Here is a 12750-nt window from a genome sequence, read left to right on the forward strand (position 1 = left end):
GGACGGGTCTGCCCTGTGCGGACGGGAGGTACGTCCGGTGAGATACGGGAGGTACGTCCGAGAGCACGGGAGGTACCTCCGGTGAGGACGGGAGGTACGCCGATGAACACCCCGCAGGCGAGGCTCGACCCCCGCTACAGCGACCCCGCGGCCACCGCGGCCGACTGGTCCGAGGCGGAGAAGCTGCTGTCGGCCGCCGAGCTGTTCTGGATCTCGACGGTACGACCGGACGGGCGCCCGCACGTCACCCCGCTCCCGGCGGTGTGGTCGGCGGGGGCGCTGCACTTCTGCACGGGGCCCGAGGAGCGCAAGGCGAAGAACCTCGGGGCGAATCCGCACGTGGTGCTGACCACCGGCACCAACACCTGGGACCGGGGTTACGACCTGGTGGTGGAGGGCGAGGCGGTGCGGGTCACTGACGACGCGCGGCTGCGGGAGCTGGCCGCCGCATGGGAGGCGAAATACGGCAGTTTCTGGCGCTTCGAGGTGCGGGACGGCTTCTTCCACCACGGTCCGGGACACGCCGCCGTGTACGTGGTGGCACCCCGCACGGTTTTCGGGTTCGGTAAGGGAGAGCCGTTCAGCCAGACCCGATGGCGGTTCGCCTGACGCCGACAAGGGGAGTCACGCCGTGCAGATGAGTCTCGAAGTCGTCCTGCTACCGGTGTCCGACGTGGACCGGGCCAAGGAGTTCTACCGGGACAAGGTGGGGTTCCCTGTGGACCTCGACGACGAGGTGATGCCGGGGGTGCGGATCGTGCAGCTCACGCCGCCCGGCTCGGGCTGCTCCATCGCGCTGGTCGACGGCCTCCGGGTGCCGACGGGCACCCCGCGGCCCGGCACCTACCACGGGCTGCAGCTGTGCGTGACGGACGCCGAGGAGGCGTACCGGGAGCTGACCGCCCGCGGCCTGGAGATCAGCGAGCCGCAGCGGTTCGCTCCGCAGGACGGGGCCACGTTCATGTACTTCACGGACCCCGACGGCAACGGCTGGGCGGTGCAGGAGTACCGGCGCCGGCTGACCGAGCCGCTGCACCAGGTCCTCGCCGCCGCGGCGGCACGCGGCGACTGAGGCGGGTGAACCGGGCCGGGCGCGCGGTGTCGGCCGTTCGGGGGAAGATCCGGGGATCCGGCATGACCTGGGGCGCGGTGGGAAGGCGCCCGTGCCGGTGGCCCCGGCGCCGTCCGGTCGGACGTCGTTCATGTAGATTCAAGCCCGCCTCCGCCGTTTGTTGTGACGATGTGATAACAACGTCATCGCGCACGGACCCGGCCGAGGGTAAGTTCGATCGTCCGGCTCCGGGGCGATCACCGGCGCCAGCCTGTCCCGGCGGCGACCGAGTCCCCGGAGACCAGCCGCAGACGCACCTGCGCGTCTCGGCGACGCCCCACGAGCAAGGAGATCCTCACGGTGCCCGTCCGCCGCCTCGCGCACCCTCCGCAACCCGCATCCGACGGGGTCGCGTCGATACCGAAACCCCGGGACGGTGCACCCGGAGAACGCGGCAGGGGATCCGCGTCGGCGGCAGCCGCCGCGGGGATGCGGCTGGACATCCAGGGTCTGCGCGCGGTGGCCGTCAGCCTGGTCGCCATCGCCCACGCGGGGGTGACCCAGATCGCCGGCGGCTATGTCGGCGTCGACGTCTTCTTCGTGATCTCCGGATTCCTGATCACCTCGCTGATGCTCCGCGAGCACGCCCGCGAGGGCAGGATCCGGCTCGGCCGCTTCTACGCCCGCCGCGCGCTGCGCCTGCTGCCCGCCTCCACGCTCGTGGTCCTGGCGACGCTGGCCGGCTCCTGGCTGTTCCTCGGCCCGCTGCGGTTCGCGGACTACGCCAAGGACGCCATCGCCTCCGCCTGGTACGTCGTCAACTTCCGGCTGGCCGACGCCGGAACGGACTACTTCAACACGGATGTGCCGCCCTCGCCGTTCCAGCACTTCTGGTCGCTGGCGGTGGAGGAGCAGTTCTATCTGATCTGGCCGATCCTGCTGATCGTCGCGCTGAAGATCTTCCGGCGCCGGGTGCTGCTGGCGATCCCGCTGCTCGCCCTGGCCGCGGCCTCCTTCGCGGTGAACCTGCACCTGACCGAGACCTCGCCCTCCTGGGCCTACTTCGGCTCCCAGGGGCGGATCTGGGAGCTGGCCGTCGGCGCCCTGCTGGCGCTGGTGGCGCACCGGCTCGACGACATCCCGAAGCCGATCGCGGCGGTCGTCAGCTGGGCGGGTCTGGGTGCCATCGCCTACGCGGCGGTGTTCTTCGACGAGTCCACGCCGTTCCCCGGTCACAACGCCGTGGTGCCGGTGCTCGGCGCCGCCGCGGTGCTGGCCTGCGGTTCGGCCGGCGGCCGCTGGGGCGCGGGCGCGCTGCTGTCGGTGCGGCCCATGGTGTGGGTCGGCGGGATCTCGTACGCCTGGTACCTGTGGCACTGGCCGCTGATCCTGATCGTCCCGGCCGCGGCGGGCTTCGGTGAGCACGACGGGCCGCTGCGGCTGATCGCCGCGCTGTGCGGCATCCCGCTCGCCTGGCTGACCCTGCACCTGGTCGAGAACCCGATGCGCTTCCACCGCGCGTTCAAGGCGAGGGCCGGCCGCGGGCTCGCGCTGGGTCTGGGGCTGTCGGCGGCGGCCGCCGCCACGGCGCTGGTCGCCATCCAGTTCCCGCCGAGCCTGACCTCGGGCGCGGCGCGGCAGGACACCGCCGAGGCCATCGCCACCGCCTCCGACCCGAAGGCGGCGCTGACCCAGCTGCTGGAGCAGAAGGTGGACGAGCTGCCGTCCAACCTTCGCCCCAGCATGAAGGACACCGCCTACAAGCGGTCCGAGGTGTACACCGACGGCTGCGCCCTGACGATGAACGGCACCAAGCAGACGCACCCGTGCCTCTACGGCGACACCAAGGGCGAGCGCACCGTCGTCCTGTTCGGTGACTCGCACGTCGCCCAGTGGTTCCCGGCGCTCGACGCGATCGCCGAGAAGCACCACTGGAAGCTGTACTCCTTCACCAAGAACGCCTGCAAGGTCGCCCAGATCACCATCGAGTGGAACAAGGGCCCCTACTCCACGTGCGACAACTGGCGGAAGGTCACCCTGGAGAAGATCCGCACGATGGAGCCGGAGCTCGTCATCACCTCCAGCTCCAACTCGGCGAAGCTCTGGGGCGAGGGTGACCTCGGCGAGGAGTGGGGCAAGGGCCAGGCCGAGACGTACCGGATGCTCCAGCAGGGCCGCACCCAGGTGCTGACGCTGCTGGACAACCCCTGGCCGAAGAACAACGCCGTCGACTGCGCCAACGCCAACTCCGGCAACCTCGGCGCCTGCGCCCGCGACCGCTCCGAGGCCGACCCCAAGCCGGAGGTCACCGAGGCGATCCGCAAGGCGGCCGCCGCCGAGGACGTGGCCCTGATCGACCCCTACGACTGGGTCTGCGCCCCCTCCGGCAACTGCCCGATCGTCGCCGGCAACACCATGGTCTACCGCGACTACGGCCACCTCGCCGACGGCTTCATCGAGGCCCTGACGCCGGTGGTCGAGGACGAACTCCTCCGCCTGTTCGGCGCGGACCTCAGCAAGCGCCCCGGCGCCTGAGCGCACACGGAAGGGGGCCGGCGGTCGTGACGACCGCCGGCCCCCTTCTCGTATCCCCGGCCCTTACAGCACCGGCAGGTTCTTGCGCAGCTCGAAGGCGGTGACCTCGCTGCGGTACTCCTCCCACTCCTGCCGCTTGTTGCGCAGGAAGAAGTCGAAGACGTGCTCGCCGAGGGTCTCGGCGACGAGGTCGCTGCGCTCCATCAGGGTGAGGGCTTCGCCGAGGTTCTGGGGCAGGGGCTCGATGCCCATGGCGCGGCGTTCGGCGTCGGAGAGGGCCCAGACGTCGTCCTCGGCGCCCGGAGGGAGCTCGTAGCCCTCCTCGATGCCCTTGAGGCCGGCCGCGAGGAGGACGGCGTAGGCGAGGTAGGGGTTGGCGCCGGAGTCCAGGGAGCGGACCTCGACCCGTGCCGAGCCGGTCTTGCCGGGCTTGTACATGGGCACGCGGACCAGGGCGGAGCGGTTGTTGTGGCCCCAGCAGATGTAGGAGGGGGCCTCGCCGCCGGCGCCCGCGGTGCGCTCGGAGCCGCCCCAGATGCGCTTGTAGGAGTTCACCCACTGGTTGGTGACCGCGGAGATCTCCGCCGCGTGCCGCAGCAGGCCCGCGATGAAGGAGCGGCCGACCTTGGAGAGCTGGTACTCGGCGCCGGACTCGTAGAACGCGTTGCGGTCGCCCTCGAAGAGGGACAGGTGGGTGTGCATGCCGCTGCCGGGGTGCTCGGAGAAGGGCTTCGGCATGAAGGTCGCCTGGACGCCCTGCTCCAGCGCGACCTGCTTCATGACCAGGCGGAACGTCATGATGTTGTCGGCCGTGGACAGCGCGTCGGCGTAGCGCAGGTCGATCTCCTGCTGGCCGGGGGCGCCCTCGTGGTGGGAGAACTCGACCGAGATGCCCATGGACTCCAGCATGGTGATCGCCTGGCGGCGGAAGTCCATGCCGATGTTCTGCGGGGTGTGGTCGAAGTAGCCCGAGTTGTCGGCCGGGGTCGGGCGGGAGCCGTCCAGCGGGCGGTCCTTCAGCAGGAAGAACTCGATCTCCGGGTGGGTGTAGAAGGTGAAGCCCAGGTCGGAGGTGCGGGCCAGGGCGCGCTTGAGGACGTACCGGGGGTCCGCGAAGGACGGGGAGCCGTCCGGCATGAGGATGTCGCAGAACATCCGGGCGGTGCCGGGGGCCTCCGCGCGCCAGGGCAGGATCTGGAAGGTGGAGGGGTCCGGCTTGGCGATCATGTCGGACTCGTACACACGGGCGAAGCCCTCGATCGCGGAGCCGTCGAAGCCGATGCCCTCGTCGAACGCCTGCTCCAGCTCGGCCGGGGCCACGGCGACGGACTTGAGGAAGCCCAGCACGTCCGTGAACCACAGGCGTACGAACCGGATGTCGCGCTCCTCCAACGTCCGGAGCACGAACTCCTGCTGCTTGTCCATCTTCCGCTTCCCCATCCTTGCTGGTCAGGCCGCCTGCTCCCGCGCCACGAGAGGCGGTCGGGCACCTGAGCATCCCACCACAACACCATTTCATGCGCGTTGCGGCCCATGATCGTCCGGCCGACCCCCGGCCGAACGCCCGCCCGACGGCAGGTGAACGCTCCGCAGCCCATCTTGCCCGCCGGGGGCGCCGTCCCGTAACGGCGGACGGATCCGCGTCGGATCGGCCAATCCCGGGCCCGCACTACGAACGTACTGCCGTATCCCATTACGATCAGCCCACCCGACCGTCCTCCTTTCCCCAGAAGGGGCTCCCCCATGGGTTCCGCGAAGAACAGAAACAGCGCCGAGCGCAAGGCACGCATAGAGGAGATGCGGCGTGCCGAGCGTGCCCGCGAGCGCCGCAGCCGCATCCTCACGATCGCCGCGAGCACGGTGGTCGTCGTCGGCCTCGTCGTCGGTGCCGTCGTCCTCGTGCAGACCCAGTCGGACGACAGCGACGACACCGCCGCCGACGGCAAGACGACGTCCGGGAAGTTCGTCACCGGCGAGGACGGGGTGAAGACCTGGAAGGGCACCCTGTCGCGCAACCACGTCACCAAGACGGTGAAGTACCCCTCCCAGCCCCCGGTCGGCGGCGACCACAACCAGGTGTGGATGAACTGCAACGGCGACGTCTACACCAAGGAGCTCAAGAACGAGCACGCGGTGCACTCGCTGGAGCACGGAGCGGTCTGGGTGACGTACACCTCCAAGGCGGCCGAGGCCGACGTGGAGAAGCTCGCGGCGAAGGTGAAGAAGACGCCGTACACGCTGATGAGCCCGGTCGAGGGGCAGGCCGACCCGATCATGCTGTCGGCGTGGGGCCACCAGCGTTCGGTCACGGGCGCGGACGACCCGAACGTGGACAAGTTCTTCGAGAAGTACGTCCAGGGTGAGCAGACGCCCGAGAAGGGTGCCGCTTGCACGGGCGGGCTGCCGGAGTGAGGCGTATGCAGGCCGGGTGGATCACCGGGACCGCGGCCGCGGCGCTGGTCGCGGTCGGCGCGCTGACCTACGCGGTCGCCGGGGACGGCGGGTCCAGCGCCACGCCGTCCGCGGACTCCGCCGACGCCGGGTTCGCCCGGGACATGGCGGTGCACCATCAGCAGGCCGTGGAGATGTCGTACATCGTGCGCGACCGCACCGAGGACGAAGAGGTGCGGCGCCTCGCCTACGACATCGCCCAGACGCAGGCCAACCAGCGCGGCATGCTGCTGGGCTGGCTGGACATGTGGGGCCTGCCGAAGGTGTCGGCGGACCCGGTGATGTCCTGGATGGACATGGGCGACATGCCCTCCGAGGGCGAGGGCTCGCTGATGCCGGGCATGGCCACGGACGCCGAGATGGAGAAGCTGGGCAGGCTCAGCGGGCGCCAGGCCGAGATCTACTTCCTGCGGCTGATGACCGACCACCACAAGGGCGGCATCCATATGGCCGAGGGGTGCGTGGAGCGCTGCACGGTCGGCGTGGAGAAGCAGCTGGCGCAGGGGATGGTCGACGCGCAGCAGTCGGAGATCGACCTGATGGCCCGGATGATGCGGGAGCGGGGCGCCTCTCCCCGGGCGTAGGCGCGCCTCTCCCCAGGCGTAGGGGTGCCTCTCCCAGGCGTAGGTGGGGCGGGCCACACCCGCCCGCACCCCCATCGCGTCGTTTTGACGATTACACTGAGGGCGTGCCTCAACTTCGCCTCGCCCTGAACCAGATCGACTCGCGCGTCGGTGACCTCGCCGGGAACACCGAGACGATCCTCCGCTGGACCCGGCACTCCGCCGAGCAGGGAGCGCACCTGGTGGCGTTCCCGGAGATGGTGCTGACCGGCTACCCGGTGGAGGACCTGGCGCTGCGCTCCTCCTTCGTGGAGGCATCCCGCGCGGCCCTGCGGTCCCTCGCGGCGCGGCTCGCCGAGGAGGGCTTCGGGGAGCTGCCGGTGGTCGTCGGCTATCTCGACCGCAGCGAGCACGCCCAGCCCCGCTTCGGCCAGCCGGCCGGCGCCCCGCAGAACGCGGCCGCGGTGCTGCACCGCGGCGAGGTGGTCCTCGCCTACGCCAAGCACCACCTGCCGAACTACGGCGTCTTCGACGAGTTCCGCTACTTCGTGCCCGGCGACACCATGCCGGTGCTGCGGGTGCACGGCGTGGACGTGGCGCTCGCGATCTGCGAGGACCTGTGGCAGGACGGCGGCCGGGTACCGGCGGCGCGCTCCGCGGGGGCGGGCCTGCTGCTGTCGATCAACGCCTCGCCGTACGAGCGGGACAAGGACGACACCCGGCTGGAGCTGGTGCGCAAGCGCGCCCAGGAGGCCGGCTGCACCACCGCCTATCTGGCGATGGTGGGCGGCCAGGACGAGCTGGTCTTCGACGGCGACTCGATCGTCGTCGACGCCTCCGGCGAGGTGATCGCGCGGGCGCCGCAGTTCTCCGAGGGCTGCGTGGTCCTGGACCTGGAGCTTCCCGCGGCCGCCGCCGACGCGCCCACGGGCGTGGTGGACGACGGGCTGCGCATCGACCGCGTGGTGCTCTCCGAGGAGCCGCTGCCCGCCTACGAGCCGCAGCACACCGGGGCCTACGCCGACCGCCTCGACGACGACGAGGAGGTCTACTCGGCGCTGGTCGTGGGCCTGCGGGCGTACGTCCAGAAGAACGGCTTCCGGTCGGTGCTGATCGGGCTGTCCGGCGGCATCGACTCCGCCCTGGTCGCCGCGATCGCCTGCGACGCGGTGGGCGCGGAGAACGTGTACGGCGTGTCGATGCCGTCGAAGTACTCCTCCGAGCACTCCAAGGGCGACGCGGCCGAGCTGGCCCGGCGCACCGGACTGAACTTCCGTACGGTGCCGATCGAGCCGATGTTCGACGCGTACATGGGCTCCCTCGGGCTCAGCGGCCTGGCGGAGGAGAACCTCCAGTCCCGGCTGCGCGGCACGCTGCTGATGGCGATCTCCAACCAGGAGGGCCACATCGTGCTCGCCCCCGGCAACAAGTCGGAGCTGGCGGTCGGCTACTCCACGCTCTACGGCGACTCGGTGGGCGCCTACGGCCCGATCAAGGACGTCTACAAGACCTCGGTCTTCCGGCTCGCGCAGTGGCGCAACCGGGCGGCCGAGGAGCGGGGGCAGACCCCGCCGATCCCGGAGAACTCGATCACCAAGCCGCCGAGCGCCGAGCTGCGCCCCGGCCAGGTGGACACCGACTCGCTGCCGGACTACCCGGTCCTCGACGCGATCCTGGCCCGCTATGTCGACCGCGACGAGGGCGCCGACCAGATCGTCGCGGCCGGGTTCGACCACGCGCTGGTGACGAAGACGCTGCGCATGGTGGACACCGCCGAGTACAAGCGCCGCCAGTACCCGCCGGGCACCAAGATCTCCCCGAAGGGCTTCGGCAAGGACCGCCGTCTGCCGATCACCAACGGGTGGCGCGAGACGGTCTGACACCTTGCTGTGTCCGGCGGCGCCGGGGGCCTTCGCCCGCCCCGGCGCCGCCGTGTCTTTTCGGGTGCGGGCGCCGCGGACCGGCGTCCTGTCCCGGCCGTGCGGTCCACGGCCCTGGCACGTCGTCGCGGCCGTCCGGCCCCGTCAGGTCAGCCGTGCGGCCGTGCGCAGGCGGGCAGTGTTGGCCTGCTTGAGGCCCGTGAGCCGGTCGTGGTGGTCGTCGATGAGCCGGCGCTGGTAGGCGGACTCGACGGCGAACCAGATGCCGACCAGGTTGGTGGCCTTCTTGCAGCGGATGTCGGTGGTGGCGGTGGCGACGGCCCGGGGGCTCGTGGCGCCCGACAGGGCCGGGTCGCCGAGGGGGGCGAGCGGATCGGCGTAGTCGTAGCCGTGTCCGGCCATGCAGGCGGACCAGGCGCGGGTCGCCCGCCGGACGCGGGAGTCGGCCCGGGAGAGGTCGAAGGACTGGAAGGACAGCTGCTGGGCGAGGCCCGGGTCGGTGCCGGCGGGGGCGCCCGCGCCGAGGGAGCGGTCGGCCTGGGTGACGCAGCCGCCTTCGGGTACCGGGCGTCCCTTGACGCTGGAGCGTCCCTTGCCGAACAGGACGGTCTGGGCGTCGGCGTCCAGGTCCGGTTTCTCCGGCGGCTTCTGCCGGGCGGGGTCGCGGTCGCCGAGGCCGTAGCCGTGGGCGGCGGCGTCCGAGGCGTCGGTGATGCCGTAGCGGCGTTCGGTGGGGCTGCGCGGGCCGAGGTCGGCGGTGGGGTGCCGTACCGGATAGGAGAATCCGAAGCCGCGCATGCACCGGTCGATGAGGACGACCCGGGCCCGGTCCAGCTCGCGCAATTCATGGTCGGCGAGGAGATAGTCCTGGAGCGGAAGTCGAAGACCCGCGGCGGCGACCACTCGGGGAATGGCCGGAATCGATGGCTCGGAATTGCCCTTGCGTGCCGATTCACTGGAACCGGAGGAGCAGGAGATAAGCGTGGTAATCGCGAGAACCGCGGTGCACACTGCCGACCCGGTCCGGACTAACGCTGGTCTTACGAACGGTTTGCCAGGGTGGAGGGACATCGTGAACTCCACGAATCTCGGTTAGCATCGGACAGCCGAGTGCCCTGCCCAGCTGCAATGGGCAGGGCACTCGGTATCGCCTGGCGTTTCCTGGTGCTTTCTGGCGTTTCCTGCGCGGGTCAGCTGAAGTAGGCCGACGACACGGTGTTCTTGTACGTCGAGTTCAGGTTGCCGTACGCACCGGGCGGAATGTAGCCGCAGGAGCCGCCGTAGTTGTAGCCGGTGCACACCCACCAGGTGTAGGTGTCGCGGTTCCAGTCCGACTCGGTGTTGTTGTCCGCCCGGATGCCGGTGCCCGGGAAGTAGTCGTTGCTGAAGTCCGCGTCGGAGACGTACAGGTCGAAGATCGGCGTGCCGTAGTTGCTGAGGTAGTAGAGCCCCAGCTCACCGACCTCGACGACGCCGTTCTTGTGGGTGGCGGCGGCCGCCTGGCCGGCGCCCGCCATGCCGAGGCCGCACAGCGCGGCGACGGCCGCACCGGTCGCGGCGACGCGGCGGAGCTGCCGCGCCATATTGGTTCGGACCATTCTTCCTCCAGAATTCGAGCGCTGCCCTCGTCGTTCCGTCCCGTCCGGGGACGCCGGGAGCCAGAGCAATGGCACCAGATCCCCGCGAGGCCCAGCTATTGGCCCTTGGGACAGTTCTGTACGTGGTAGACGTAGGACACCAGCGCGGCCTGGAATCTGCCGGTGACGTGAAGCTTTGCCACGATGCTGGCTATGTGGGCCTTGACCGTACGCTCGGTGATGTAGAGAGCGCGGGAGACGTCACGATTCGACGACCCCAGGGACAACAGCCGAAACACATCCCACTCGCGTTCACTCAGCAACGCGACTCTTTCGAGTGCGGACATCTCACCGAACGGCCGCCCGGCACAATTCAAACTGAAGAGCGCACAGGTCTCGCATCTGTAAGATGCTTCCATCGGTCCCCCGATCCTTCTTCCCCGCTCAGGGAGGTTACAGGGAGGAGTAAGCGCGCGTCAGTAAAACGCCGTCGATTCCCGGAGCACGGAACCGAATTCTATGGCTCTGCAGATTTATTCTTCCGCGCCGTCACCGGGCCGTTCGGGCAGGGTCACCCGGACCGAGAGCCCGCCGCCGGGGCGCGGCACCGCGGTCGCCTCGCCGCCGTGGCCGCGGGCCACCGAGCGGACGATGGACAGGCCCAGACCGGTGCCCTGGGCCGAGCCCACCCGGTCGTCGAGCCGGCGGAACGGTTCGAAGAGCGCGGGCACCTCGTAGGCGGCCACCTCGGGCCCGCTGTTGTCCACGGTCAGGTGGACGGTCCCCGCCTCGGCCCGGCCGCAGACCACGCGCACCCAGCCGCCGTCGGTGTTGTAGCGGACGGCGTTGTGCACCAGGTTCTGCGCGAGCCGTTCCAGCAGCACCGGGTCCCCCGCCACCGGCGCCGGGGCGGTCCGCGCGGTCACGGTCACGGCCGCCCGGCGGGCGTCGGGCTGGGCGAGGTCCGTCACCCGGCGCACGATCGCGGAGAGGTCGACGGGCACCGGGTCGGCGACCGTGTGCTGGGAGCGGGCGAGGGTGAGCAGCGCGTCGATCAGCCGCTCGTGACGGGCGTTGACGGCGAGGAGGTTCTCGCCGAGCTGAGTGACCTGCGGCGGGGCGTCGGGGCGGCCCATCGCCACCTCCAGCAGCGTGCGGTTGATCGCCAGCGGCGTCTTCAGCTCGTGGGAGGCGTTCGCCACGAAGCGCCGTTGCCCCTCGAAGGCCGCGTCGAGGCGGCCGAGCATGTCGTCGAAGGTGTCGGCGAGTTCCCGCAGTTCGTCGCGCGGGCCGGTCAGGCCGATGCGCTCGTGCAGGCTGCGGTCGGCGACCCTGCGGGCGGTCGCGGTGATCCGGCTGATCGGGCGCAGGGTGCGGCCCGAGACCAGCCAGCCGGTGAGCAGACCGCCGACCGCGAACAGCACGAGGGCCACCGAGCCGCCGACGACGAGCGGTTTCAGCGTGCGCTGCCGGAAGTCGGCCCGCAGCTGCCGGGCGGCCTCGCTGACCTGCGCCTTGTACGCGGTGAGGTCCTCGTTGCCAGGACTCTTGACGGGGGCTCCGGCCGCCGGGGGCGCGGGGGCTGCGGCCGTCGGGGGCGCAGGAGTCCCCGCCGTCGGCGGCGCGGAGGTTCCCGCCGTCGGCATCGCCGGGGTCCCCGCCGCCGGGGGCGCAGGGGCTTTCGCCGTCGGTGGTGGCCCGGCGTCCGGCGGCTGTGCGGGAGCCGTCGCGGTGGCGCCGGGCCGCGGGTACACCGAGGTGATGTCGATCGGCTGGGTGGCGATGATCCGGTCCAGCATGACGTACGTGACCACCAGCAGCGTGACCCCGGACAGCATCACCAGGCCGCCGTACAGCAGGGTCAGCCGGACCCGGATGGTGCGCTTGGGCGGGTCCGTGGCGGCCGGGGCCACTCCGGGGTGCCGGCCCCGGCCGGCGTCGCTCACGGGATCCGGTACCCGAAGCCGGGGACGGTCTGCACGACCTGGGGCGGGCCGAGCTTGCGGCGCAGGGTCATCACGGTGACGCGGACGACGTTGGTGAACGGGTCGATGTTCTCGTCCCACGCCTTCTCCAGCAGCTGCTCCGTGCTCACCGCGCTGCCCTCCCCGCGCAGCAGCTCCTCCAGTACGGCGAACTCCTTGCGGGACAGGCCCACATACCGCCCGTCCCGGTAGACCTCCCGCGGACCGGGGTGCAGCGAGATACCGGCCCGCGAAAGCACCGGCGGGGAGGCGGGGCGGGCCCGGCGCCCCAGGGCCCGGACACGGGCGACCAGCTCGCCGAAGGCGAACGGCTTGGGCAGATAGTCGTCGGCGCCGAGGGAGAGCCCGGCGATCCGGTCGGCGACCTCCCCGGCCACGGTCAGCATCAGGATCCGGGTGTCGTAGCCCTGCTCGACCACCGTGCGGCACACCTCGTCGCCGTGCACCCGCGGCAGGTCCCGGTCCAGGACGAGGACGTCGTAGTCGTTGACGCCCAGCCGCTCCAGGGCCGCGGCACCGTCGTAGGCGACGTCCACCGCCAGCGACTCCCGCCGCAGCCCCTCCGCGATCGCATCGGCGAGCAACTCCTCGTCCTCGACGACGAGTACGCGCACGTCGACCACCTTCCCCTCGGTCCAGGTCCGGATGCTGCCCACGTCCCCATAAGACAGTCATAAGCGCCGTCCCTGACAGTGGGCTTACAGACCC

12 protein-coding genes are annotated in these 12750 nt (G+C 70.9%); 6 read left to right on the plus strand and 6 right to left on the minus strand.

Annotated elements, in window-relative coordinates:
* Positions 1-102 precede the first annotated feature (102 nt).
* From ACSU6M_RS09900 to ACSU6M_RS09910, 3 genes are all read left to right on the plus strand, one after another.
* Positions 103-609 carry a pyridoxamine 5'-phosphate oxidase family protein gene (locus ACSU6M_RS09900; RefSeq protein WP_437068816.1) on the plus strand — a complete coding sequence of 169 codons (507 nt, stop codon included), beginning with the start codon at positions 103-105 and terminating at the stop codon, positions 607-609.
* Positions 610-631: 22 nt separating this feature from the next.
* Positions 632-1072 carry a VOC family protein gene (locus ACSU6M_RS09905; RefSeq protein ID WP_437068817.1) on the plus strand — a complete coding sequence of 147 codons (441 nt, stop codon included), beginning with the start codon at positions 632-634 and terminating at the stop codon, positions 1070-1072.
* A gap of 468 nt (positions 1073-1540) precedes the next feature.
* Complete coding sequence (locus ACSU6M_RS09910) at positions 1541-3586, plus strand: acyltransferase family protein (RefSeq protein WP_437068819.1); 2046 nt, start codon at positions 1541-1543, stop codon at positions 3584-3586.
* 63 nt (positions 3587-3649) lie between these two features.
* Here ACSU6M_RS09910 and glnA read toward each other — a convergent pair whose 3' ends face one another.
* Positions 3650-5011, minus strand: coding sequence for a type I glutamate--ammonia ligase (gene glnA, locus ACSU6M_RS09915; protein WP_437068821.1), 1362 nt, complete (start codon positions 5009-5011; stop codon positions 3650-3652).
* A gap of 318 nt (positions 5012-5329) precedes the next feature.
* On the opposite strand from glnA, the gene ACSU6M_RS09920 reads away from it, so the two are divergent.
* From ACSU6M_RS09920 to ACSU6M_RS09930, 3 genes are all read left to right on the plus strand, one after another.
* Positions 5330-5998 (plus strand): DUF3105 domain-containing protein, encoded by a 669-nt coding sequence (locus ACSU6M_RS09920; protein WP_437068823.1) that lies wholly within the window; start codon positions 5330-5332, stop codon positions 5996-5998.
* A 5-nt stretch (positions 5999-6003) separates the two neighbouring features.
* A complete protein-coding gene (locus ACSU6M_RS09925; RefSeq protein ID WP_437068824.1) occupies positions 6004-6621 on the plus strand; it encodes a DUF305 domain-containing protein in 618 nt (205 codons plus the stop codon).
* A 104-nt stretch (positions 6622-6725) separates the two neighbouring features.
* Positions 6726-8480, plus strand: a complete 1755-nt coding sequence (locus ACSU6M_RS09930) for an NAD+ synthase (RefSeq protein ID WP_437068826.1) — start codon at positions 6726-6728, stop codon at positions 8478-8480.
* A 144-nt stretch (positions 8481-8624) separates the two neighbouring features.
* Here the strand turns inward: ACSU6M_RS09930 and ACSU6M_RS09935 are convergent, their stop codons facing one another.
* From ACSU6M_RS09935 to ACSU6M_RS09955, 5 genes are all read right to left on the minus strand, one after another.
* The gene (locus ACSU6M_RS09935; protein WP_437068827.1) at positions 8625-9383 is read right to left on the minus strand and encodes a hypothetical protein; all 759 of its coding nucleotides are present in this window, start codon (positions 9381-9383) and stop codon (positions 8625-8627) included.
* 287 nt (positions 9384-9670) lie between these two features.
* Positions 9671-10078 carry a hypothetical protein gene (locus tag ACSU6M_RS09940; RefSeq protein ID WP_437068828.1) on the minus strand — a complete coding sequence of 136 codons (408 nt, stop codon included), beginning with the start codon at positions 10076-10078 and terminating at the stop codon, positions 9671-9673.
* A 95-nt stretch (positions 10079-10173) separates the two neighbouring features.
* On the minus strand, positions 10174-10476 hold the full coding sequence (locus tag ACSU6M_RS09945) for a response regulator transcription factor (protein WP_437068829.1): 303 nt from the start codon (positions 10474-10476) through the stop codon (positions 10174-10176).
* Between the two features lie 114 nt (positions 10477-10590).
* The gene (locus ACSU6M_RS09950) at positions 10591-12003 is read right to left on the minus strand and encodes a sensor histidine kinase (protein ID WP_437068830.1); all 1413 of its coding nucleotides are present in this window, start codon (positions 12001-12003) and stop codon (positions 10591-10593) included.
* Entirely contained in the window at positions 12000-12656 is a 657-nt protein-coding gene (locus ACSU6M_RS09955) for a response regulator transcription factor (RefSeq protein WP_437075084.1), read from the minus strand. Before ACSU6M_RS09955 ends, ACSU6M_RS09950 begins: the two co-directional genes overlap by 4 nt.
* Between the last annotated feature and the right edge of the window lie 94 nt (positions 12657-12750).

The sequence above is a fragment of the Streptomyces sp. enrichment culture genome, assembly GCF_964272895.1.
In the GTDB taxonomy this organism is placed as follows: Bacteria; Actinomycetota; Actinomycetes; order Streptomycetales; family Streptomycetaceae; genus Streptomyces.

Bases quoted from the DNA above. Each gene is read 5' to 3' on its own strand.
- ACSU6M_RS09900 (WP_437068816.1), top strand. From the start codon at position 103: ATGAACACCCCGCAGGCGAGGCTCGACCCCCGCTACAGCGACCCCGCG.
- ACSU6M_RS09910 (WP_437068819.1), top strand. From the start codon at position 1,541: ATGCGGCTGGACATCCAGGGTCTGCGCGCGGTGGCCGTCAGCCTGGTC.
- glnA (WP_437068821.1), bottom strand. From the start codon at position 5,011: ATGGACAAGCAGCAGGAGTTCGTGCTCCGGACGTTGGAGGAGCGCGAC.
- ACSU6M_RS09920 (WP_437068823.1), top strand. From the start codon at position 5,330: ATGGGTTCCGCGAAGAACAGAAACAGCGCCGAGCGCAAGGCACGCATA.
- ACSU6M_RS09925 (WP_437068824.1), top strand. From the start codon at position 6,004: ATGCAGGCCGGGTGGATCACCGGGACCGCGGCCGCGGCGCTGGTCGCG.
- ACSU6M_RS09940 (WP_437068828.1), bottom strand. From the start codon at position 10,078: ATGGTCCGAACCAATATGGCGCGGCAGCTCCGCCGCGTCGCCGCGACC.
- ACSU6M_RS09945 (WP_437068829.1), bottom strand. From the start codon at position 10,476: ATGGAAGCATCTTACAGATGCGAGACCTGTGCGCTCTTCAGTTTGAAT.